This is a genomic window from Acinetobacter sp. ANC_7635, assembly GCF_056779945.1.
Genome location: NZ_JBWYIS010000001.1, coordinates 385422 through 408671 on the forward strand (window position 1 = coordinate 385422; position 23250 = coordinate 408671).

General features: G+C 38.5%; 28 protein-coding genes. 27 read left to right on the forward strand and 1 reads right to left on the reverse strand.

The genetic code is table 11. From position 1 onward, the window contains the following. The first annotated feature begins 29 nt into the window (after window positions 1-29). The 27 genes from AC1M89_RS01855 to AC1M89_RS01985 all read left to right on the forward strand — a co-directional run bounded on the left by AC1M89_RS01855 (window position 30) and on the right by AC1M89_RS01985 (window position 21648). Complete coding sequence (locus tag AC1M89_RS01855) at window positions 30-1046, forward strand: aminoglycoside phosphotransferase family protein (protein ID WP_481611415.1); 1017 nt, start codon at window positions 30-32, stop codon at window positions 1044-1046. Then, window positions 1043-1732 (forward strand): N-acetylmuramate alpha-1-phosphate uridylyltransferase MurU, encoded by a 690-nt coding sequence (gene murU, locus AC1M89_RS01860; protein ID WP_481613772.1) that lies wholly within the window; start codon window positions 1043-1045, stop codon window positions 1730-1732. Before AC1M89_RS01855 ends, murU begins: the two co-directional genes overlap by 4 nt. Window positions 1733-1817: 85 nt before the next feature. Then, window positions 1818-2450, forward strand: coding sequence for a 16S rRNA (guanine(527)-N(7))-methyltransferase RsmG (gene rsmG / locus AC1M89_RS01865; RefSeq protein WP_481613773.1), 633 nt, complete (start codon window positions 1818-1820; stop codon window positions 2448-2450). Window positions 2451-2473: 23 nt separating this feature from the next. After that, window positions 2474-3256 carry a ParA family protein gene (locus AC1M89_RS01870; protein WP_092766214.1) on the forward strand — a complete coding sequence of 261 codons (783 nt, stop codon included), beginning with the start codon at window positions 2474-2476 and terminating at the stop codon, window positions 3254-3256. Then, on the forward strand, window positions 3253-4143 hold the full coding sequence (locus AC1M89_RS01875) for a ParB/RepB/Spo0J family partition protein (RefSeq protein ID WP_035264597.1): 891 nt from the start codon (window positions 3253-3255) through the stop codon (window positions 4141-4143). The genes AC1M89_RS01870 and AC1M89_RS01875 overlap by 4 nt, the downstream gene beginning before the upstream one ends. Window positions 4144-4376: 233 nt before the next feature. After that, window positions 4377-6101: a lipid A export permease/ATP-binding protein MsbA gene (gene msbA, locus AC1M89_RS01880; protein ID WP_035264595.1), complete on the forward strand. Its 1725-nt coding sequence runs from the start codon at window positions 4377-4379 to the stop codon at window positions 6099-6101. 3 nt (window positions 6102-6104) lie between these two features. Next, window positions 6105-7115, forward strand: a complete 1011-nt coding sequence (lpxK, locus tag AC1M89_RS01885; RefSeq protein WP_481608409.1) for a tetraacyldisaccharide 4'-kinase — start codon at window positions 6105-6107, stop codon at window positions 7113-7115. A 9-nt stretch (window positions 7116-7124) separates the two neighbouring features. Continuing rightward, window positions 7125-7886, forward strand: a complete 762-nt coding sequence (gene kdsB, locus AC1M89_RS01890) for a 3-deoxy-manno-octulosonate cytidylyltransferase (RefSeq protein WP_481608410.1) — start codon at window positions 7125-7127, stop codon at window positions 7884-7886. A gap of 13 nt (window positions 7887-7899) precedes the next feature. After that, the gene (locus tag AC1M89_RS01895; protein WP_481608411.1) at window positions 7900-8877 is read left to right on the forward strand and encodes a DNA polymerase III subunit delta'; all 978 of its coding nucleotides are present in this window, start codon (window positions 7900-7902) and stop codon (window positions 8875-8877) included. 25 nt (window positions 8878-8902) lie between these two features. Then, window positions 8903-9244, forward strand: a complete 342-nt coding sequence (locus AC1M89_RS01900; RefSeq protein WP_481587020.1) for a PilZ domain-containing protein — start codon at window positions 8903-8905, stop codon at window positions 9242-9244. Window positions 9245-9275: 31 nt separating this feature from the next. Next, entirely contained in the window at window positions 9276-10049 is a 774-nt protein-coding gene (locus AC1M89_RS01905; protein WP_035264578.1) for a TatD family hydrolase, read from the forward strand. Between the two features lie 45 nt (window positions 10050-10094). After that, entirely contained in the window at window positions 10095-10709 is a 615-nt protein-coding gene (locus AC1M89_RS01910) for a TetR/AcrR family transcriptional regulator (protein ID WP_035264575.1), read from the forward strand. A 1-nt stretch (window position 10710) separates the two neighbouring features. Next, on the forward strand, window positions 10711-11271 hold the full coding sequence (locus tag AC1M89_RS01915; protein ID WP_481595444.1) for a pilus assembly FimT family protein: 561 nt from the start codon (window positions 10711-10713) through the stop codon (window positions 11269-11271). Further along, window positions 11258-11650, forward strand: a complete 393-nt coding sequence (gspI, locus tag AC1M89_RS01920; protein ID WP_481588351.1) for a type II secretion system minor pseudopilin GspI — start codon at window positions 11258-11260, stop codon at window positions 11648-11650. The genes AC1M89_RS01915 and gspI overlap by 14 nt, the downstream gene beginning before the upstream one ends. Beyond that, window positions 11647-12291, forward strand: a complete 645-nt coding sequence (gspJ, locus tag AC1M89_RS01925) for a type II secretion system minor pseudopilin GspJ (RefSeq protein WP_481608412.1) — start codon at window positions 11647-11649, stop codon at window positions 12289-12291. Before gspI ends, gspJ begins: the two co-directional genes overlap by 4 nt. Before the next feature lie 15 nt (window positions 12292-12306). Continuing rightward, window positions 12307-13263: a type II secretion system minor pseudopilin GspK gene (gspK, locus tag AC1M89_RS01930; RefSeq protein WP_481591151.1), complete on the forward strand. Its 957-nt coding sequence runs from the start codon at window positions 12307-12309 to the stop codon at window positions 13261-13263. Window positions 13264-13425: 162 nt separating this feature from the next. Further along, the gene (locus tag AC1M89_RS01935; RefSeq protein WP_481588348.1) at window positions 13426-14022 is read left to right on the forward strand and encodes a 6-pyruvoyl trahydropterin synthase family protein; all 597 of its coding nucleotides are present in this window, start codon (window positions 13426-13428) and stop codon (window positions 14020-14022) included. 28 nt (window positions 14023-14050) lie between these two features. After that, complete coding sequence (gene ung / locus AC1M89_RS01940) at window positions 14051-14764, forward strand: uracil-DNA glycosylase (protein ID WP_481589861.1); 714 nt, start codon at window positions 14051-14053, stop codon at window positions 14762-14764. Then, window positions 14761-15882 carry an enoyl-CoA hydratase/isomerase family protein gene (locus AC1M89_RS01945; RefSeq protein ID WP_179998211.1) on the forward strand — a complete coding sequence of 374 codons (1122 nt, stop codon included), beginning with the start codon at window positions 14761-14763 and terminating at the stop codon, window positions 15880-15882. Before ung ends, AC1M89_RS01945 begins: the two co-directional genes overlap by 4 nt. Before the next feature lie 2 nt (window positions 15883-15884). After that, on the forward strand, window positions 15885-16409 hold the full coding sequence (gene tadA, locus AC1M89_RS01950) for a tRNA adenosine(34) deaminase TadA (protein WP_481596932.1): 525 nt from the start codon (window positions 15885-15887) through the stop codon (window positions 16407-16409). Window positions 16410-16484: 75 nt separating this feature from the next. Next, window positions 16485-16916 (forward strand): SRPBCC family protein, encoded by a 432-nt coding sequence (locus tag AC1M89_RS01955; RefSeq protein ID WP_481613774.1) that lies wholly within the window; start codon window positions 16485-16487, stop codon window positions 16914-16916. 18 nt (window positions 16917-16934) lie between these two features. Beyond that, window positions 16935-17615 (forward strand): (d)CMP kinase, encoded by a 681-nt coding sequence (gene cmk / locus AC1M89_RS01960; RefSeq protein ID WP_035264559.1) that lies wholly within the window; start codon window positions 16935-16937, stop codon window positions 17613-17615. A 116-nt stretch (window positions 17616-17731) separates the two neighbouring features. Next, a complete protein-coding gene (gene rpsA, locus AC1M89_RS01965; protein ID WP_035264556.1) occupies window positions 17732-19408 on the forward strand; it encodes a 30S ribosomal protein S1 in 1677 nt (558 codons plus the stop codon). Window positions 19409-19570: 162 nt separating this feature from the next. Beyond that, window positions 19571-19876, forward strand: a complete 306-nt coding sequence (locus tag AC1M89_RS01970) for an integration host factor subunit beta (RefSeq protein WP_035264555.1) — start codon at window positions 19571-19573, stop codon at window positions 19874-19876. 20 nt (window positions 19877-19896) lie between these two features. Beyond that, window positions 19897-20262, forward strand: a complete 366-nt coding sequence (locus tag AC1M89_RS01975) for a lipopolysaccharide assembly protein LapA domain-containing protein (RefSeq protein ID WP_035264552.1) — start codon at window positions 19897-19899, stop codon at window positions 20260-20262. Between the two features lie 139 nt (window positions 20263-20401). Continuing rightward, complete coding sequence (gene pyrF, locus AC1M89_RS01980) at window positions 20402-21100, forward strand: orotidine-5'-phosphate decarboxylase (protein ID WP_481591148.1); 699 nt, start codon at window positions 20402-20404, stop codon at window positions 21098-21100. Between the two features lie 335 nt (window positions 21101-21435). Further along, window positions 21436-21648 (forward strand): hypothetical protein, encoded by a 213-nt coding sequence (locus AC1M89_RS01985; RefSeq protein ID WP_481591147.1) that lies wholly within the window; start codon window positions 21436-21438, stop codon window positions 21646-21648. Between the two features lie 427 nt (window positions 21649-22075). On the opposite strand, the gene dapC is transcribed toward AC1M89_RS01985, so the two are convergent. Continuing rightward, complete coding sequence (gene dapC, locus AC1M89_RS01990) at window positions 22076-23245, reverse strand: succinyldiaminopimelate transaminase (RefSeq protein ID WP_481608414.1); 1170 nt, start codon at window positions 23243-23245, stop codon at window positions 22076-22078. Window positions 23246-23250 lie beyond the last annotated feature (5 nt).

Consider the following 23250-nt stretch of genomic DNA (forward strand, 5'->3'; position numbering starts at 1 on the left):
TATTCAGCCTGTACTAGAATTTATAGCAAATGAATACACAACGTGAACAATTGATACATACGTGGGTGCAATCTGTACTTCAATCAGAGCAGTTCGAAATAAAATATTTAGCAGGCGATGCCAGTTTCCGTCGCTATGCGCGAATCACCTTGAATAATAAATCATTTATGTTGATGGATGCACCTCCAGAAAAAGAAGATTGTGTACCTTTTGTGACGATTGACGAATTCTTTGATCGTCATGGAGTTCGTGTTCCACATATTGTTGCAAAGGATTTAGATCAAGGGTTATTGCTTCTAGAAGATTTTGGGGATGAGCTTTTAGCAAACCATTTAAATGATGACACGGTAGATCAGCATTATTTACAGAGTTTTAAACAACTCATTCAATTACAGTCTATTCATGGTGTGGATCAGTTTCCAGAATATAGTTACGAAAAATTAATCAGTGAAATGGAGTTATTCACAGATTGGTTGCTTCCATCATTAAATATTCGATTAAATGCTGATGAACAAGGTTTGATTAAGCGTACTTTTGCGATATTGGCAAATGCGGCTTTAGCTCAACCACAAGTGATTGTTCATCGAGACTTTCACAGTCGTAATCTCATGCTGTTAAGTGATGAGCAAGAGCAAGGTGTAATTGATTTTCAAGATGCGGTAATCGGTGCGGATACCTACGACTTGATTTCAATTACACGTGATGCATACGTGCAATGGCCTCCAGCACGTGTAAAACAATGGTTTAAAACCTTCTATGAATTATTACCAGATGATTCAAAAATTGATCGTGATTTAGAGCGCTTTATTAAAGATGCTGACTTCATGGCGATTCAACGCCATTTAAAGATTTTAGGTATTTTTGTGCGATTGTTTGAACGTGATGGAAAGTCGGGCTATTTAAAAGACTTGCCTCGTGTCATGTGGTATTTACTCGAAGAGTCGAAGCCTTACGCTGAACTCACTCCATTTATTCAATGGGTTGAAGATAAAGTGCTACATGCATTTGAAGCCAAGTATGGTCACTATGAGGTAGTAGCTGCATGAAAGCCATGATTTTAGCAGCGGGTCTGGGTAACCGTATGCGCCCCTTGACGCTTTATAAACCAAAGCCACTGTTGGAAGTGGGTGGAAAGCCTTTAATTGTATGGCATATTGAAAAATTAAAGTCGATTGGTGTTAGTGAAATTATTATTAATTCGGCATGGCTGGCAGACAAATTGATCGGTGCTTTAGGCGATGGTTCTCAGTTTGGTGTGAACATTCGCTGGACGCGTGAAGATGAGGGTTTGGAAACAGCTGGTGGAATCATCAATGCTTTGCCCTTGTTGGGTGAAGAACCATTTATCCTCGTCAATGGGGATGTGTGGACTCAGTTTGATTTTGCTCAGTTGCTTGAGCTTGATTTACAAGAAGATCTAGCACACTTAGTACTTGTACCAAATCCGCTACAACATCCTCAAGGTGATTTCACACTATTAGATGGTCGTGCTTATACTTTTGAGCAAGAAAAAGAGGGCGAAAATTTGACTTATAGTGGTATTGCGGTGATTCATCCTCATTTATTTGAAGGTCTAGAATGGGGCAAGCGTCCTTTAGCACCTTTGCTTAAAGATGCTATGCACAACCACAGAATTTCTGCTGCAAAAATGGCAGAAACGTGGGTGGATGTGGGTACTCCAGAAAGGTTGATGCAGTTGGATCAGCACATTCGAGAAGGACAATTTAACTAACTGAGTATTCACTAAGCGTTAAATAGTGTTCCACGATGCATAAAACGGTATACTTTGATTAATTTTATTGAGATGTTTACTGTTTATGCATCCTTTTTTTCATGAGTTACAACAAGGTAGTAAAAAACTAGGTTTATCACTCAGTGATGAAGCGTTGAATTTATTATTAAAATATCAAGATGCGCTTGTATTGTGGAATAAGGCGTACAACTTGACCGCAATTCGTGATCCTAAAGAAATGTTAGTTAAACATTTGTTGGATAGCCTCAGTATCTTGAAAGACTTGCCTGAAGGGCGATTGCTTGATATTGGTACCGGTGGTGGTATGCCGGGGATGATCATCGCGCTATGTCAACCTGAGCGAAGCTGTGTGCTTCTGGATTCGAATGGAAAAAAAATTCGTTTTCTCAAACAGTTTATTGCTGATCTAAAACTAAAAAATGTTGTGGCAGTTCAAACTCGAGTAGAGAATGAAGAGAGTATTAATGAACTGGGTAAATTCGATGTAATTACCAGTCGTGCTTTCGCCTCACTGACAGATTTTATTACTGCTTCTCGTCCTTTTATGCATGAAAACAGTATTATTGCTTCTATGAAAGGTTTAATTCCTGCTGAGGAAATTGAAAACCATAAAGATGAGTTGAGTTGCGAAATTATTGAGCTTCACGTTCCTCGTTTAGATGAACAACGTCATTTATTGCTACTTAAACAAATTTAAAAATTCTAGGGATTGGGGTTACCATGGCTCAAATTATTGCTATTGCGAACCAAAAAGGTGGCGTAGGTAAAACCACGACTGCTGTAAATTTGGCTGCATCATTAGCAGTGCTTAAAAAGCGAGTATTGTTGATTGATATGGACTCTCAAGGCAATGCCACTATGGGTTCAGGTATTCAAAAGAATGATCTCTTATACTCAGTAACTGATGTTTTACTGGGTGAAGTGCCAATTGAAACTGCCATCACTAAAGCTGAAGTTGGATATCGCGTAATTGGCTCCAATCGTGATTTAGCAGGTGTTGAATTAGCCATTGCTGAGCAAGACGGTCGTGAATTTATTCTGCGTGATGCGATCCAACAAATTGAAGATAAGTTTGATTACATCATTGTGGATTGTGCACCAAGCTTAAGTTTGATCACGGTAAATGCATTGGCTGCTGTTAAAAGCGTGATCATTCCAATGCAGTGTGAATATTATGCATTGGAAGGCTTGGCAGATTTAACACAAACGATTGATCGTATTCAACAAGCGTTAAACCCTGATTTAGAAATCATTGGTGTATTGCGTACCATGTACGATGCTCGAAATGCGCTGACACGTGATGTGTCGGATGAGTTGGAGCAGTATTTTGGTAAAAAATTATACGAAACGGTTATTCCTCGAAATGTGCGTTTAGCGGAAGCGCCAGCACATGGGTTACCGATTATTTATTTTGAAAAAAGTTCTAAGGGTGCAGTGGCTTATTTGAATCTTGCTGCTGAAATGTTAAAAAAAACCAAAGTGAAAAAAGGAAGTAAAGCATGACCGTGAAGAAAAGAGGCTTAGCAAAGGGTCGTGGCTTAGATGCGTTATTGGGCTCTATTCAAAAAGAAAAATTACAATTAGAAGCACAGTCATTAGATCATGGTCAGCTCAAACAAGTAGATGTCAAACTTCTTAAACGTGGTAATTATCAGCCGCGACGTTTTATACATGAAGAAGACCTTCAGGAATTAGCATCTTCTATTAAAAAGCATGGCATCATGCAGCCGATTGTCATTCGTCCAATTGAGGATGATGTGCATCAATATGAAATTATTGCAGGGGAGCGCCGTTGGCGAGCAGCTCAAATCGCTGGACTAAATGAAGTTCCTGCAATTGTTCGTGATTTGTCAGATCAAGTTGCAATTGCGTTGGCATTAATTGAAAACATTCAACGCCAAGATTTAAATCCAATTGATCAAGCTATGGCATTGCAACGTTTTCATGAAGAGTTTGGATTAAGTCACCAAGAAATTGCTGAAACGGTGGGCAAGGCACGTACTACAGTAAGTAATTTATTGCGCTTATTAAGCTTAGCGGATCCGATTAAAGACCATATCCAACAAGGTCAATTAGATATGGGGCATGCGCGTGCAATATTGACTTTGCGTGCAAAAGACCAAATTGAAATTGCAAAAATTGTCATTGAAAAAAACCTTTCTGTTCGTCAAACAGAACAGTTAGTGCGTGATTTTAATGCACCAAAACAGGATAAGCCAAAACCATCAATTTCAGCTGATTTAGAGCAACTGACTCAGCGTCTTTCTGAACGTTTCAGTGCAGATGTTAAAATTGATCACAATAAGCAAGGTAAAGGTAAGCTTGTGATTCATTACCATTCACTTGATGAGTTAGATGGTATTCTAAATATCTGTTTAGATGAAAAATAATTAATTTAAAAGCAGTAAATGTGATTTATTTAGATGAGTTTGAGATTTAAGTCATTTAGGTCTCAATACTCCAATTGAGCTAAGGTTTACTTTGATCATTCCATACAATCAGGTCATTGATTTTAGAGTGGGGCAGACTTTAGCATTCGATGTTCGAATTATGTATGATTAAATTGCATACGTGCTGAATCTGTTTAGGTGTTTAAGGATACCGTACCAATTAGAGGTTGTGAGTGAAGCAAGATTTTAAAGTTTATATGCGTTTGTTGAGTTACTTAAAACAGTACTGGACGATTGCATTGATTGTTGTATTTGGTTTTGTGCTGAATGCCGCGACTGAAGTTTCTGTTGCGAAATTATTAGAGCATATTATCAATGCCATTCAAGAACAGGATCGAAGTTTCACGAACTTATTCCCATTTTTGGTTGTTGTTTTGATGTTTGTACGAGGAGTGGGGCTATTTCTAGGTGGATACTACACTTCGGTAATTTCTCGAAATCTAATTTTTAATATTCGCCAAGAAGTTTTTGCTAAATTAATGCGATTGCCGTCGCAATATTATTTAGATAACACTAGTGGTCATATTACTGCCAAAATTATGTACAACGTTGAACAGCTGACAGCTGCCTCAACGGAGTCATTAAGAACCTTATTACAACAAGGTTTGATCACCATTGCGCTGTTAGGATATTTGTTCTATTCCAACTGGCGCTTGACTTTATGTATTTTGATTTTTGCGCCATTAATCGGTTTGTTGATTAGAAAAGCTGCTAAACGTATGCGTAAGCTGTCTACTCAAGTGCAAGATACGATGGGTGATGTAAACCATGTAGTGCAAGAAACCGTGAATGGTAATCTGGTTGTTAAAGGGTTTGGTGGACAGGCATACGAGCAAACTCGTTTTAAAGAAACCTCACTCGAAAACTTGCGTCGTGGTTTAAAAATGGTTGCAGTACAACAATTAAATAGTCCTGTTGTACAACTTATTATGGCGATCGCTTTAAGTATTGTGATTTGGATTGCTTTAAGACCTGAGATATTACAGGATACTTCAGCGGGTCAGTTTGTTGCGTATATTACTGCAGCCGGTATGTTGAGTAAGCCGATTAAAGCTTTAACCGATATCAATGAAAAATTACAGCGAGGAATGGCTGCAGCACATTCAGTATTTGAGTTATTGGATATGCCTGAAGAAAAAAATGAAGGGCAGTTAAAACCACAACTCAAAGGCAATATTGAATTTAATCAGGCAAATTTAACATATAGCGATGGTTTCCATGCCATCCATGATTTCAATTTAAATGTTAAAGCTGGGCAGACTGTAGCGTTGGTGGGGCGTTCGGGGGCTGGTAAGTCTTCTTTAGTTAACTTATTGGTTCGTTTTCAAGAATTAAGTTCAGGGTCAATCAAATTCGATGGCCATGATATTCAAGATATCGAAGTTACAGCGTTACGCTCACAAGTGGCTATGGTCAATCAGCAAGTCGTGCTGTTTAACCGAACTGTTCGTGAGAATATTGCTTATGGTCAGTTACAAGATGCTTCGGAAGAGCAGATTATTGCTGCTGCGAAAGCTGCTTATGCCCATGACTTTATTATGGCACTGCCTCAAGGCTATGACACACCATTAGGTGCTCAAGGTTTAAATTTATCTGGCGGACAAAGACAGCGTATTGCAATTGCTCGCGCAATCTTAAAAAATGCTCCAATTTTAATTCTTGATGAAGCGACAAGCGCATTAGACAATGAGTCTGAATACTTTATTCAGCGTGCTTTTGATGCAGCTATGCAGGATCGGACAACGATTGTCATTGCACATCGATTATCAACGATTGAGAATGCAGATCTTATTGTGGTAATGGATAAAGGTCGAATATTAGAGCAGGGAACACATCAGGAATTACTCGATTTGCGTGGTGCATATTTCCAACTGCATCAACGTAATTTTGAGGAATAAGTCATGTCTATTGCGCAGGTCATTCAAAACGCTTGGAATAAGCAATCCAAGTGGTTGATTGTATTGCGACCCCTGTCATTGCTTTATCGATTAGGATTTTTCCTGAACAAAGCCTTGTATCAACGTGGTATAAAACCTATTTATACTGCACCAGTTCCTGTCATGGTCATTGGCAATATAACGGTAGGTGGTAGTGGTAAAACACCGTTATTAATTCAATTGGTTAAATATCTTCAACAAAAAAATATTCGAGTTGGAGTAATTAGTCGAGGCTATGGTGGTAAAGGTCCTTTTCCTGCAAGCGTGAATCTCGATTCTGAGCCAAATGAAGTGGGTGATGAGCCCTGTTTAATTGTGCAATCGACTGGCGTGCCGATGGTCGTAGGTGGGCAACGACAGAAAAGTATAGAGTTACTTCTCTCTCAGCATCAACTTGATTTGATCATTAGTGATGATGGTTTGCAACATTGGGCACTTGATCGTCAATTAGAATGGATTGTGCTGGATAACAATCGTGGTTTGGGTAATCAGAAACTGTTGCCAGAAGGCTTTTTGCGTGAGCCAGTAGCACGGTTATGCAGTGGTACAGTAATTGAGCATGCTGAACAACCAAGTTCAGATCTGTATATGCAATTACAAGTCGCAGCGCCGTACTTGTTAAATCCAGTCGAAGATCAAGTTGAATATTTTGCCACTGATTTGAATTATTATGCGGTCGTAGGTATTGGGTTCCCGCAACGCTTTTATAAAACCCTTGAAAGTATGGGCTTAAAGCATTTTCAGTGTCATGAATTTCCTGATCATTATGATTATCAGATTGATGATTTACAATTTGAAGATTCAAATCCAATCATCACCACTGAAAAAGATGCTGTGAAACTCCTCCCTTTGTTAAAACAACATCCAGAATTTAGTCGTGAAATTTGGGTGGTTCCTGTTGAAGCAGCTTTATCATCAGCTTGTTATGATTTGCTGGATAAGCAGCTTGCAAAACTCGGTATCGTAAACACATAAGGAATATCCATGAAACATATTGTAATACCTGCTCGCTTTGCAAGTTCGCGGTTACCTGGAAAACCACTACTTAAAATACACGGGCGTGAAATGATTTTACGTGTGGTAGATCAGGCGCGAAAAGTGACTGGGTTTGATGATTTATGTGTTGCTACTGATGATCAAAGAATTGTTGATCTTTGTAAGGCAGAACAAATTGATGTTGTGTTGACCAGTGCAGAACACCCTTCTGGAACCGACCGATTGAGTGAAGTTGCACGAATCAAAGGTTGGGCGAGTGAAGATATTATTGTAAATGTGCAAGGTGATGAACCATTATTACCTGCTTCGTTAGTCCAACAGGTTGCTTCTTTGTTAGAGCAAAAGCCTGAATGTTCAATGTCCACTTTGTGTGAAGTGATCCAAGAATTAGAAGAGTTTAAACGCGATAGTATTGTCAAAGTCGTCATGAGTAAGTTCAATGAAGCGCTTTATTTCAGTCGTGCAACCATTCCATATGATCGTGATGGATCAAAGCAACAACCACATATACTACATCCTAAAGCCTACCGACATCTTGGTTTATATGCCTATAGAGTGAAGTTACTGCAAGAGTACGTGACATGGGATCAGGGTGAGCTTGAGGTTTTAGAAAGCCTTGAGCAACTGCGTGTTTTAGAAAATGGTCATCGAATCGCAATTGATGTGGCAGAGGTGTGCTTACCACCAGGTGTGGATACGCAACAAGATTTAGACCGTCTTAATGCAATGCCTATTTCTCATTTCCAATAGTATAGATTAGTCAATGACTCAGACTCAGCATGTTTATCCTTGGCAACTTAATGTATGGAGCACACTGACTCAGCGGTTTCCTCAAGTAGGTCATGGATTACTTTTTTATGGCAAAAAAGGCTGTGGTAAAGAAGCTTTTACCCAGCAATTTGTTACTTGGCTGCTATGTTTAGATAAGCAGCCAAATCAACCTTGTGGTCAGTGTTCGAGTTGTTTGTGGCTAAAATCAGATACTCATCCAAATTATGTTTACGTCACGACGGATGAGGACAATAAGAAACAAAACGCTAAAATTAAAATTGAGAAAATTCGTGAATTACAGCCATTCGTGCAACAAACCGTCGATGGTTGGCGGGTTATTGTGATTGAACCGGCGGAAGCGCTCAATATCGCATCGTCAAATGCTTTATTGAAAACACTTGAAGAACCAGGTGAGCGTGTTGTGATTATTCTTTTGGCGGATCATTATTTAAAATTACCTGCCACTATACGAAGTCGCCTACAACATTACGCCTTAGATCGGCTGACTGATGATCAAGCCAATGCATATTTGAATGAACATTTGAATGCAGAGCAGCAGACTTTGAGCTCACTGTTGCTTAACCTTTCGAATGATATGCCTTTAGCTGCTATTGAGTTGGCCTCAAGTGAATGGTTAACTCTGCGAAGTGCGTTTATAAATGATTGGTATCATTTAGTCAGTCAAAAAAATATGCCAATGCAGTACGCCTCTAAATGGAATAAGCAACTCAACTTTTCCGAGTTGATTGTTATGTTTGAGTACTTATTAGCTGATCTTGTTGCCTATAAAATGGAACAAAATGTAAAAAATAGCGATTTAGACTTTAGTTTGTTGGCTGAGCAATATCAATTAGAGCAATTATTTGATATTTATAATGATGTGCATCAAGCAAAACAAATGGTTGAGCAGAATGTTCAATCAAATTTAATTGTTGATCAGCTTTTTATAAAATTAATGAATGTTCAATAATCATGTTTGAATACAGGGGATAGAGATGCAGCCACGTCCGGGCGGTTTATTACAAGTCAATATTAATGATCGCGAAACTCTGCAATCCAGTTATATGCCTTTTGTTGAGGGTGGTGGATTATTTATTCCAACCAAACATCCAGTCAAAATGGGTGAAGAAATTTTTATCTTGGCAACACTTCCTAATCAAACCCAAAAAATACCAATTACGGGTAAGGTGATTTGGATTTCCTATAAGCAATCGGGCATTAAACCACAAGGTTTTGGATTGCAGTTAACTGGAGATAAAGGAGCCTATTACAAGATGGAAGCAGAAAAAATACTCGCTGGAAGTATGTCAACAGCACGTGCAAGCTTTACAATGTAGGCTCTGACTTAAAAAATTAAAAGGTGTCCTTGTGTTTGTAGATACACACTGTCATTTAAACATGCTCAATCTTGAACCTTACGAGGGAAATATCGATTTAGCAATTCAGCAAGCGATTGATGCTGGTGTCACAAAAATGATGGGGATATCGGTTGATTTGGATGATCATATTATTCTGTCAGAAATTGCAGCTCGACACGAAGGAGTGGGTTACAGTGTTGGGGTGCATCCATGTGAAGATCCAGCAGTCATGCAGCGTGCTACTGTTGAAACTTTGGTTGAATTGGCGAGTATAGATAAGGTCTGGGCAATTGGTGAAACGGGTCTAGATTATTATCACAGTACTGAATTTGTTAAAGAACAAAAAGAATGTTTTGCACGACATATTCAAGCTTCACAGATGGTGAAAAAGCCAGTGGTCGTACACACACGCTCATCTAAAAAGGATACGATAGATATTATAAGAGCTGAAAAGTCGACACACGGAATTTTGCATTGTTTTACTGAGGATTGGGATACGGCAAAAGCGGTTCTAGATTGCGGTTATTACATTTCATTTTCAGGAATAGTATCGTTTAAAAATGCTCAGGATTTACGTGATGTGGCCAAGCAAGTTCCATTAGATCGACTATTAATTGAGACTGATAGCCCTTATTTAGCACCAATGCCATATAGAGGAAAGTCTAATGAACCAAAGTATGTCCCATATGTAGCCAAAGCATTAAGTGATGTATATGATAAGTCAGTCGAGGAGATTGCCTTTATTACAACGCAAAATTTCGAGAATCTTCTACGAATGCAGTAAAAATTTAATACGGAAAATAGAAAGAAGAGAGTTTATAGAGTGAAGATGGATCGTCAGGCTCAGTTTAGAGCGAGAGAAGCATTAATATTTCAGGTCGCAGAACAACTTCTTTTGGAAAACGGCGAAGCGGGCATGACATTGGATGCATTGGCCGCTGAGTTAGATTTAGCAAAAGGAACACTCTATAAGCACTTCCAAAGTAAAGATGAATTGTACATGTTGCTTATTATTCGTAATGAGCGCATGTTATTAGAAATGGTTCGAGATACTGAAAAAGGCTTTCCTGAACATTTAGCTTTTTTTATGTTGCACCATTTGCATCATCCAGAACGTACTGTACTCTTTCATCAAATTGAAGAACGATTATCTACAACTGGTCAGGGTATTAATCATTTATTTAATGAAATGTATCAGATCCGCAAAAGTAGACTCAGAATTATCATTCGTATGACAGAAAATCATCTAGCATCCATTCAAAGTAAGATGAGTTCTCGGGATTATCTAGCATCCATTTGGTCGATTACTCATGGTGGTGCTGCGATATTAAATTCGAGTTTCTATCAACGCTATTTAGGCTGTCGAGATACGTTAAGGGTTGCTTTAATTGATCAAGCATTGATGATGCCTAAACAGATAAATTTGACAGAATCAGTGGCCTAATATGCAATCTCTAGATCACCGTCAAGGCGGATTTACTTTAATCGAATTGATGGTGGTCATTGTGATCATCAGCATCATGGCGGCATTGGTGGTGATGAATATTGGTGGGATTGATCAACGTAAAGCAATGCAAGCTAGAGAGGCTTTAATATTAGATTTAAAACGTATTCATCGAGAGGCTGTTGATCAATCGTTAGTGGTTGCATTGGTGCCACAATGGAATGGTGATCAGTTTCGCTATACATTTCAAAAATATAATGATTTAACTCGTCCAGAGCAGACGCTTGTATCGAATAATAATCGTCAACCTTCCACTTGGGTTGAAATGCCAGAGTTTTCTGCGAGAGAGCTACCTGCAAAGGTTTCATTTCAGATCGAAAGTAGCGACTATAGTTTTGAAAATGCAACTAATGCAGACTTGATGAATAATAATGCACCGAAATTAATTTGGTTGGGCAATGGCGAGGTTAAACCTGTCACAATTCAAATGTATTATGAACAAAAAGCAATTGGTGATCTTATTCAAATAGATTACTTGGGTAAAATCGATGCGGGCGCTTAAAGGATTTACCTTGATTGAGGTTGTGGTGGCTTTGGCTATTTTCGCTGTAGCAGCAATGTCATTGACGAAGGTAGCTATGCAGTACACACAGGCGACTGCGAATGCAATTTTACGAACAAAAGCACAATTCGTCGCACAAAATGAAGTCGCTGCAATGCAAATTAGTGGTGAATGGTTAGAGGGAACTCAATCGAAGCAAATTACCTCTCAAGGGTTAAGTTGGCAAATTGATAAAAAATCAGAAGCGACTATTAGCCCAGATGTTCAGAAAATAGAAGTGCAAGTGAGTCTATATAACAATGATTTAGGTAAAGTTGAATCAGGTGTCACCACCATGGTGTTTTATAACTATCCTATCAGAGAGCAATCCAACTCATGATCAAGAGTAAACAACAAGGTTTTACCTTGGTAGAGCTTTTGGTTGCCATAGCCATCTTTGCAGTATTGTCTGCTTTAGGATGGAAAATTTTTGATTATTTAAATAAAGTCAAAGATCGCAATGCGGTGCATGAACAGCAACTTCTCAGTTTGCAAGATAGTTATTTACAAATGCAAAGAGATGCTTTGCAAATTGTACCGCTGACTGCAAATATCGCAGGACAAATCCAACCTGCATTTTTACTGGATGATCAGTCTGTACAATTTAGTAAGGCAGGGGTCACAGACCCGCTGAAACAGGGTTTGTCTCCATTTGAGAGAATAGAATATCGTTATAATGCGCAAGATCGAAAAGTTTATCGTTTAAAGTATCCCAATCTGAATGTTCTTCAAACAACTCAACCTTTATCCAGTACGATCCTAGAAAATGTGGATGATTTTCAAATCACGCTTTTAAACCCGAATGAATTGAATTCGTGGCCGGAAGCATCAACAATAAGTTCTAATAGTAATGATGCTCAAGATGGTGTTGCTCGGCTATTGCCTAAAGGTATGCGAATTAGATTTAAGCAACAAGATACTGAATATGAGTGGATTTTTAGTTTGCTTAATACTGACTATTTAAAACCGGCATCTAGTTAATCATTAGGAAAATGCATGAAGCAGCAAAAAGGAATCGCCCTGATTACGATTTTAATGTTAGTCGCTTTGGCAACTATCATTGCTGCGACGATTGCCCATCGTCAATACAATACCAGTGAAAATACGGCTTATGTGATTCGTCAAAACCAAGCACTGTATTATGCAAAAAGTGCTGAAGCTTTTTTCTCAGAATTATTGGTTCAAGATGCTAAGTCCAATTCAAAATCAGATAATCTTCAAGAAACTTGGGCTCAACCGATGCCACCATTTCCAATTGATGGTGGTTATGTCGCAGGGCGAATTGTTGATGAAACGGGTAAGTTTAATTTAAACAGTTTGGTCAAAGATGATGGCGTGCCGAATGATAATGCGGTGAATTACTTTAAGGGATTATTAACAAAGCTTGGTTTGCCAGAAGAATTGAATGAAGCGGTAATTGATTGGCAAGATCAAGATGATTTGACGATTGGTGCGATGGGGGCAGAGAGTAATTATTATTTAAGTTTAACGCGTCCTTATTTGCCAGCGAATGGTCCTTTTCATAGCGTTGAAGAGTTGAAGCAAGTGCGAGGATTTGAAGGTGATAAGTTTTTATTGATAAAACCTTATGTTACAGCGATTCCTTTAAAAGAAATTAAAATTAATATTAATACAGCACCAGCGATGATTATTGCTGCTATAGACCCAAGTTTGGATGTGCAAAATGTGCAGCGTGATTTGGATCAGAAAAAAGCCAATGGTGAGTTTTTTGAGTCCGTAGATCAGCTATGGGAACTCAACACTCTAAGTCAGTTAAGTGAAGAAGCAAAAAGCACAGCAAAAAATAATTTTGATGTTAAATCTGCATTCTATCGAGCAGATATTGAAATCATGCTATCTGATCGAAAGCGATATTTTTCGAGTTATCTGATGCGTGATGAAGATAAGGTTTATGTCTTCTCAAGAAGTTTGGCACCTCTTCAAACCAATTGATTAAATTGCTAAACTATTAATTTAAACAAATTGAATGATGGCTTTATATTTTTTTTGTTTTTAATACGTTTTGCCAATTGCTTAAAACGTTAAAATTAATGATGAGTTGTGTGAATATGCACTATAATTATTTTAACCCATGATTTTTTATTGCTCTGACATATGTTAATTCGAAAATTATTTAAGTTTGAAAACGCGCATATTGTGCGAAATTGCACATCAGACCGCTGTAAGCGTTCAATTCATGGTCATAGCTATAAAGTCGAATTATTATTGAGAGCCTCAAAGCTAGACCATGGTCAAATGGTCTATGATTTTGGTTTGCTGAAAGGTGTGATCAAAGAACTTTATGATAGTTTTGATCATGCGATTTGTTTTTGGCAAGAAGATTCAGCTGAATATATTCAAGCATGTAAAACTTTTAGTGCGCGTTGGGTTTCATTACCCGTTTCACCTTCTGCTGAACAATTTTCTCGAATTTTCTTTTATTTGGCAGAACAAGTACTGAAATCAACTGTCACGCAAAATGGTGAAGGTGATGTTGAAGTCTATTCAGTGATCGTGCATGAAACTGACACAGGCTATGCGCAAAGTTTTGCTGAAGATATCGTAAATGAACAGATGGGCTTATTGGCGCTTGATCAAATCGTATTCTCAGAACAAATTCAAAATGAATGGTCTGATCCTAAAATGTACGAACAATTGAAACAAGGCTTAACTTTTAAGAACCCAAGTGTAGATTTACAAGTAAAACTTTAAAGCTGTGATTGATTTAGGGATGAACACAATGCAACTCACCGAACAAGAATTAAGTCAACTGAATCAAGTTCGGTTAGAGGATGGTTGGAAGTATGCTTTAGCAGAGTTTTTGCTCAGCGATAAAATGGATCAGCTGAAAGCTTTTCTCAAATCTGAATTACAGGCGAATAAGGTGATATACCCACCTAATTCTCTTATTTTTAATGCCTTCAACACCACACCCTTAGATCGTGTAAAGGTCGTGATTCTCGGTCAAGATCCTTATCACGGTCCAAATCAAGCACATGGATTGAGTTTTTCAGTGCAAAAGGGTGTTGCATTACCGCCGTCTTTGCGTAATATCTATCACGAACTCAGCACTGACCTTGGAATAGCACCTGCCAAGCATGGTGATTTAACCCAATGGGCTGAAGAGGGTGTCTTGTTGCTGAACAGTGTATTGACTGTTGAAGCGGGCCAGCCGACTTCACACCAAAAGAAAGGTTGGGAAGATTTCACCGATGCTGCGATAGATGTTCTAAATGAGCAACGTGAAAAGATCGTTTTCATTCTTTGGGGTGCGTACGCGCATAAGAAAGGTCAACGAATTGACCAAAATAAGCATTTGGTCTTAAAAGCAGCACATCCATCACCATTGGCAGCAAACCGAGGTGGTTTTTTTGGGTGTAAAGTTTTTTCAAAAACAAATAATTATCTTAAACAAAATGGCATTGAGCCAATTAAATGGCAGCTGGAAGCATGACAATATCTCCTGAGACGAATCAATATCATCCTGACTTAATTGTTGAAGAAGCACAGAATGGATGGAGAGTGGTTCGATTAAATCGTCCAAAATCCTTACATGCACTTGATGAATCTATTGTGACGGCTTTATTGGCTGTTTTTGAAAAGTTTCATCATGATGATGCGGTTAAAGCGATCTGGTTTGATTCAACAACCCCTAAAGCTTTTTGTGCCGGTGGGGATGTACGCAAACTCCGTCAGTTGGTCATCAATAATGAGGTTGATGCGGCAAATAAATTTTTTGAACAAGAATACGCGCTAGATCTTTTGTTGCATGACTACGCTAAGCCGATTGTCGTTTGGGGAGAAGGTTATGTGATGGGTGGTGGGCTTGGTTTATTTATGGCTGCACCATTCAGACTCGTTACACCTTATTCGCGTCTTGCAATGCCAGAAGTAAATATTGGTTTATATCCAGATGTTGGTGCTAGTCGTTTCTTGGCAGATCGTGGCCCAATTGGTCTATTTACAGGTTTAACTGGATCGATCATGACTGCGGCAGGAGCTTATGGTATTGGCTGGGCGACTCATATTTGTGATGCTCAGCGCGATGTTGTTTTACAAAAGTTGATCAATATCGATTGGGATCATTATCCTGCTGGTGATTTTAGGGCATTAGATGACACTTTAAATAGTTTGCATCGACCAGTTTCTCCAGGGCCACTGCAAATCTCGTTAGACGTGATTCACAGTGTCTGTCGTGGTGCAAACTTTGAAAATGACTACGAAGCAATTATCGGTTTAAGTGATGCACGAAGTGATTGGCTAAGACAAGCGAGTGAAAATCTGGCAAAAGGATCACCAAGTACAGCTGCGATTACCTGGTTGTTATGGCAATGGGGGCGTCAAGTTCATCCTTGGCAAGAAGTATTTGAACTTGAAACTCAAATTTCTGATTGGAAAATTAGACATCCTGATTTTGTTGAAGGCGTACGTGCACGTTTAGTGGATAAAGATTTATCTCCTGAATGGACACCTGCAGAATCTATGTCCTTAAAAGGAATTTTAGGTGCGCACCCACCAGTTACAAATATCGAGAGCTGGAATAACTTGTTAAAACAGTACGGTATTATTTAATTTTGACTGAAATTCAATTTGATGCCGAAGATCTAAAATGGATGCAGCGTGCCTATGAGCAGGCTGCATTTGCAGCTCAATTGGGAGAAATCCCTGTTGGAGCTGTCATTGTGAGTCAAGGAAAAGTAATTGGTGAAGGATATAATCAACCCATCCAGAGTCATGACCCGACTGCTCATGCTGAAGTGGTCGCACTTCGCCAAGCATGTAATCAAATTCAGAACTATCGTCTACCAGAAGATGCAACCCTTTATGTAACCCTTGAGCCATGCACGATGTGTGTGGGGGCTTTAATTCATGCTCGAGTTCACCGTGTTGTATTTGGTACTTTAGAGCCGAAAGCGGGTTCTCTAGTCAGTGCGCGACAGCTATTGAATAATCAAGGTTACTACAACCATATATTTGAATTTGAAGGGGGCTGCATGCAATCAGCGTGTGCTCATCAACTTTCAGAATTTTTTAAATTCAGACGAGAACAAAAAAAACAACAGCGTGTACGACAAAAAATAGAAAATAATCAGGAATGATTGCTATTGTTGATTGTGGAAAAATTGACATAATGTATTGTCAGTATGAAGCGGACTCAATGAAAAGGAATAAAAATGAATTCAATCCAAGTTAAACAAGAATTTAACCAGCCTATAGATCGTGTATTTGAAGTTTTGTCAAAACATGCGACTTATAATGATGTATTTGCACCGATTCAGGTTGTACGCATTAAAGATGCAGCTGATCCGAGTCGTCCTGATGGGATTGGATCAGTACGAAAAATGGGATTAGGCCCAATAAAGCCAATTCAAGAAGAAATTACTGTACTAGAGCCAAATAAGCGTATTGAATACAAAATTATCAAGAATCCATTAATCAATCATCATCTTGGAATTATTGAATTTAAAGAGCTTTCAACAGCTAAAACTTTAGTCACATACACGATCGAATTACAGGCAAGAGCACCGTTTGTGAGCAAATTAATTCTTGCACAACTCAAACTTGCTATTACACTTGGTTTTAAGAAATTAGCAAAACGCCTTTAAGGCGAAGTTGGTAAAGTAATGACAATTCAAATTATCACGATCGATGGACCAAGCGGTTCAGGCAAAGGAACTTTGGCAGCAAAATTGGCACAGCATTACCAGTTTCATTTACTAGATTCTGGAGCTTTGTATCGTTTGTTGGGATTGTCATTACATCAGCTGAATTTAATTGATTCAATTCACAATCCAGATGTGTTGGTTAAATGCGTAGAAATAGCGACTCATCTCGATATTCAATTTGTTAGTGATCATTTAAAAACAAAAATTTTACTTAACGGGCATGATGTAACGGATGAAATTCGCACTGAAAAAGTCGGTGAGTTTGCATCCAAGGTTGCAGTTGTACCTGAATTAAGACAGGCATTATTCGAAAGACAACGTGCATTTGCTCAAGCACCAGGTCTTGTTGCCGATGGCCGTGATATGGCGACTTCAATCTTCCCAGAAGCCCAAGCAAAAATATATTTGACGGCTTCTGCTGAGTCGCGTGCTGAGCGACGTGTAAAGCAGTTGCAGGCCATGGGGCAAAATGTTAAAATAAGCGACATTTTATCTAATATCCAAGCACGTGATAAGCGTGATATGGAAAGAACCGTTGCGCCGCTTAAGCCGGCTGAAGGGGCTTACATTATCGATAGTTCAGATCTGGACATTGACGCTGTATTTAACCTGATGACCGCATATATTGATGCGCAATAAGATAAATTAATGAATATTAGTGGAAGCATAGCTTGATCAGTTCTATATGGACTATGTCGATACTTAACTAAACCGGCCTTGTCTGATCCAAGACCGCTGACTTTTCTAGGTATATCATGACCGAATCTTTTGCAGCCCTCTTTGAAGCAAGCGAATTAAACCTCAACGTTGAAAAGGGTGCAGTCATCCAAGGTATCGTTGTTAGCATCGATTCTGACTGGGTAACTGTAGATACTGGCCTTAAATCTGAAGGCGTAGTAGCTCGCTCTGAATTCTTAAACGAACAACGTGAACTTGAAGTTAACGTTGGTGACACAGTTGACGTAGTTGTTGAAGCGCTTGACAACGGTATGGGTCAAACAGTTTTATCACGTGAAAAAGCTAAACGTGCTGAAACTTGGACTAAACTTGAAAAAATCTTTGAAGACGGCGAGATCGTTACTGGTGTTATCTCTGGTAAGGTTAAAGGCGGTTTCACTGTTGACATCGGTCCAGTACGTGCATTCTTACCAGGTTCTTTGGTAGACACTCGTCCTATCCGTGACACGACTCACCTTGAAGGTAAAGAGTTAGAATTCAAAGTTATCAAACTTGACGCTAAACGTAATAACGTTGTTGTATCACGTCGTGCAGTTATGGAAGCTGAATCTTCAGCTGACCGTGAAGCTCTTCTTTCTCAACTTGAAGAAGGTCAAACAGTTACTGGTACAATCAAAAACCTTACTGACTACGGTGCTTTCGTTGACCTTGGCGGTATTGATGGTCTTCTTCACATCACTGACATGGCTTGGAAACGTATCAAACATCCATCAGAAGTTGTTGAAGTTGGTCAAGAAGTTACTGTTAAAGTACTTAAATTTGACAAAGAGCGTAACCGTGTATCATTAGGTCTTAAACAACTAGGTGAAGATCCATGGTTAGCGATCATGAACCGTTACCCTAAAGGTTCTATCGTTAAAGCGCGTGTAACTAACTTAACTGATTACGGTTGCTTCGCTGAAATCGCTGAAGGCGTTGAAGGCTTAGTACACGTTTCAGAAATGGACCACACAAACAAAAACATCCACCCATCTAAAGTTGTTCAGATTGGTGATGAAGTTGATGTTATGGTTCTTGAAGTTGATGAAGAGCGTCGTCGTATTTCTCTTGGTATCAAACAAACTCGTGCTAACCCATGGGAAGAGTTTGCTAAGGCTCACGACAAAGGTGAAAAAGTTTCAGGTACAATCAAGTCTATCACTGACTTCGGTATCTTCATCGGTTTACCAGGCGGTATCGATGGTCTAGTTCACTTATCTGACATTTCTTGGAATGAACAAGGCGAAGAAGCGATTCGTCGTTACAAGAAAGGTGACACTGTTGAAGCGGTTATCCTTTCTGTAGACGCTGAAGGCAACCGTATCAGCCTTGGTATCAAGCAAATGAACAGCGATCCGTTCAACGATTTCTTAGCTGCTAACGAACGTGGTGCTCTTGTTAAAGGTACTGTAGTTGCAGTTGATGCTCGTGGCGCAACAATTAAGTTGGCTGACGAAGTTGAAGCTTCTCTTAAAGCTTCAGAAATCAACCGTGACCGCGTTGAAGATGCAACTAAATTCTTAGAAGTTGGTCAAGAAGTTGAAGCTAAGATCATCAATGTTGATCGCAAATCACGCGCAATCAACTTGTCTATCAAAGCGAAAGACGAAGCTGAAGAGAAAGAAGCTGTTGCTAACTTGAAAACTGCTTCTGCAGGTCAAGACAACGGTCCTAAGACAATTGGTGATTTGATCAAAGCTCAAATGAACCACTAAGTCTTTCGTGTTCAATGTATTGTTAATGTAATTTAACTAATACTTTTTACACAAATACTGTAAACGGTAGCGTAGTATTGACTTACTGCGCTACCGTTTTGTATTTAAACAGGTTATTATCTCGCTATGCACAGAGTAGCTTGATAATTAAAGAGGTCGCAGATGACTACTGAAGCACTTAATAAGTCTGACTTAATAGAACGTATTTCTATCAAAAACCCTCATTTGGCTGAGCCATTGGTCGAAGAAGCTGTTAAAATTATGATCGATCAAATGATTGAGTCATTATCAGCTGATAATCGTATTGAAATTCGTGGGTTTGGAAGTTTTGCTTTACATCATCGCGAACCGCGAGTTGGGCGTAATCCTAAAACAGGTAAGTCAGTTGAAGTGGCTGCTAAAGCTGTACCTCATTTCAAACCAGGTAAAGCACTAAGAGATGCTGTAAACGAATCAGCAGGAAAATAATAAATTACTCAGGGGTGGTTATGCGTTACGTATTAGTTGCACTGTTAGTTGTAATCTTCGGATATGCATTGGCATTGGTTCTGCAAAATGGTACAGAACTGACTGTTGATCTTCTATTCACTCAAGTACCGGCAATGAGATTAGGTTTATTGCTTTTGTTGACTTTGGCACTTGGGATCATCGTTGGATTATTACTCGGAGTTCAAGTTTTCCGTGTATTCCAAAATAGTTGGGAAATTAAGCGTCTTCGCAAAGATATTGAATATCTTCGTAAAGAACAAATCCAAAATGCTCAGTTAGCTGCTGCTGAAGCTGCTGCAAATGTACGTCATGAAAAGACAGTACTAGATGTGCATTCAGATCCGCGTAACTCAAATCCGCTGTAATTTATAAATATTTAAAAAACCTCTAAAATTTATTTTAGAGGTTTTTTTTATTGAAAATAAACTGTTGAATTTTAAGCTGAGTTTTTGAAAGTTAATTTTGCAGCTTAAGTTGAACATCTTTATAATGACGCAACTTTAGATGGACGGAAGAACAACCTTGAGTATCATTGTTGCTTTAGATGCAAAAAGCCAATACGACGCATTGAAAATTGCTGAAAATTTGGATCCTAAACTTTGTCGTGTAAAGGTGGGTAAAGAACTTTTTACACATGAAGGTCCGACCGTTGTAAAAGCATTGCATGATCAAGGTTTTGAAGTATTTTTAGATTTAAAATTTCATGATATTCCAAATACGACAGCACAAGCCGTTTGCGCTGCTGCAGATCAAGGGGTATGGATGGTCAATGTTCACGCATCTGGTGGACGAAAAATGATGGAAACTTGTGTAGAAAGATTAAAAGCAGGTAACTATCAAACACAGTTGATTGCAGTCACTGTATTAACTTCAATGGGGCGAGAAGATCTACGTGATCTTGGTTTGGATATCGAGCCTTTTGAACATGTGAAACGTCTAGCGACTTTGACTCAAGAAAGTGGCTTGGACGGTGTTGTATGTTCTGCGCAAGAAGCAAAAATGTTACGTGAAACTCTAGGTCAGAACTTTGCTCTCGTCACTCCGGGAATTCGTCCAGAAGGTTCTGCAGCGGATGATCAAAAACGTATTGTTACACCTAAGCAAGCTATGTTAGATGGTTCTACACATTTGGTGATTGGTCGCCCGATTACTAAATCAGAAAATCCAAATCGGACTTTAAGAGATATTCTAGCGACTTTGTAATTTTCAAATTACAGTCTTGAACTATTTTAAAAAGCCATGAATGTTCATGGCTTTTTTTTAACTAGGATTAAGATTGTAATAAACAAGGTTTATAAAGAAGCGAGAAGAAGCCTTGTGCTAAGACAGTTAAAACTTAATAACATGATAAAATCAAAGAGTTGGATAAAAGGTTTAACAAATAAACAAATTGGAAAAGCTGTTTAGCATGGTGTTGTTGCTGCATAAAAGGTACGAAAGGAAAAAAATATGCAAGTTTGTAACTGGGATTGGGGAGCAATTACTACTTTAATAGGAGCTGGAATAGCATCTACTACTGCATGGTGTATTTCAAATGAATGGAGAAATCAAAAGGCAGTGAGGTTATTGCAAATGAAGCAAAAGAATATATTTATAATTTAAATAAACTTGAATTAATACAGAACGAAATTGAAACTAAAAGCACTACAGCAAAAAGAAGGAAGGAACTATTAGAAGAATATATTTTATATAAAAATAAAGCATCTAAACATTCAAATTTTCTCGGAAAAGCATGTTCTAAGGATTTATAAGTAACTTAAGCTCAAATTATGGTTCTCCATGTATAAGATATATAAACTTTATTAAGGTAGAGAAGAATTATGACATTAAAGATACACCACATCCGAATGATGTATATTTACTCATTGAACACTTACTCATATATGCCTTGTATAAAAATGGTTCTATAAAAAGTAAAATAACTAGTAAATTAAAAGGTTACCATCATGCATAAAGTACTAATTTATTAAATCCCATAGGCATAATACAACTCACACTTGAGAGTGATCCAAACTTTATCATGGGCAATCCATTCTTTTTAGTTCTCTCTCCCTTTGGGAGAGAGTTAGAGAGAGGTTTGTTAGAAAATATCAATTTCCGCTCAAACTATGCCTAGAATCATCAATAAAAAAAATAAGCCCTCTAAAAAGAGGGCTTAAAATTAAAGATCATGCACGATTAGAGAATTGATTTTAAGCGTTTAACAACTTCTTTACATTGGTCTAAATCTGCTACGAGAGCAAGACGAACATGGCTTTCACCTGGGTTTCCTTGTTCAGTATCACGAGATAAATAACGACCCGGTAAGACTTTGATATGTGCTTTTTCCATCAGCATTTTGGCAAAAGTTTCATCATTATCGACCTTTAACCAATAATAGAAACCCGCATCAGGCTTTTTCAGTGGTAGCAAATGACCTAATTCTTGTTGGAATAAATCAAATTTAGCACGGTATTGTTTACGGTTTTCTTCAACATGTGCCTCATCATTCCATGCAGCAATCGATGCCAATTGATGTTGTACTGGCATTGCAGCACCGTGGTAAGTGCGGAATTTTAAATAAGGTTTTAATAGACTAGCATCACCTGCAACGAAGCCAGATCGCATACCTGGTAAATTAGAACGTTTAGACAGAGAGTGGAATACGATACAGTTTTTATAGTCATCACGACCTAATTCTGCACAAACTTCTAATAAGCCAACTGGTGCTTCATCAAACCATAGTTCTGAATAACATTCATCAGATGCGATGACAAAATTGTATTGATCAGAGAGCGCAATTAATTTTTTGAACTTTTCTTTTGAAAGCACAGCACCTGTCGGATTTCCGGGGGTGCAGACAAAGAGCAAAGCTGTCTTCTCCCATACTTCCGCAGGGACAGCATCGAAGTCGCCAAGGTAACCATTTTCTTCAGTACAGTTGATGAAATAGGGTTGAGCGCCAGCGAGTAAAGCTGCACCTTCGTAAATTTGATAAAAGGGATTCGGCATAACTACATAAGGCGCTTCATCACGATTGATCAGCGCTTGTACGAATGAGAAAATTCCTTCACGTGTGCCAGTCACAGGTAAAATATGATCTTCTGCGCTAATAGCATTTAATTTGAAACGGCGTGTGAGCCATTGCGCAATACTTTCACGTAATTCTGGTAAGCCTTTACTGTTTGGGTATGTCGAAAGATGATTGAAGTTATCGACAATAGCTTGTTTTACGAATTCAGGTGCAGGATGTTTTGGCTCACCAATTGACAATGGAATTAACGGAAGATTTGCAGGTTTTACAAACTGAAAAAGTTTATTCAACTTTTCAAATGGATAAGGATGTAATAGGTTTAAACTAGAGTTCATGAAAC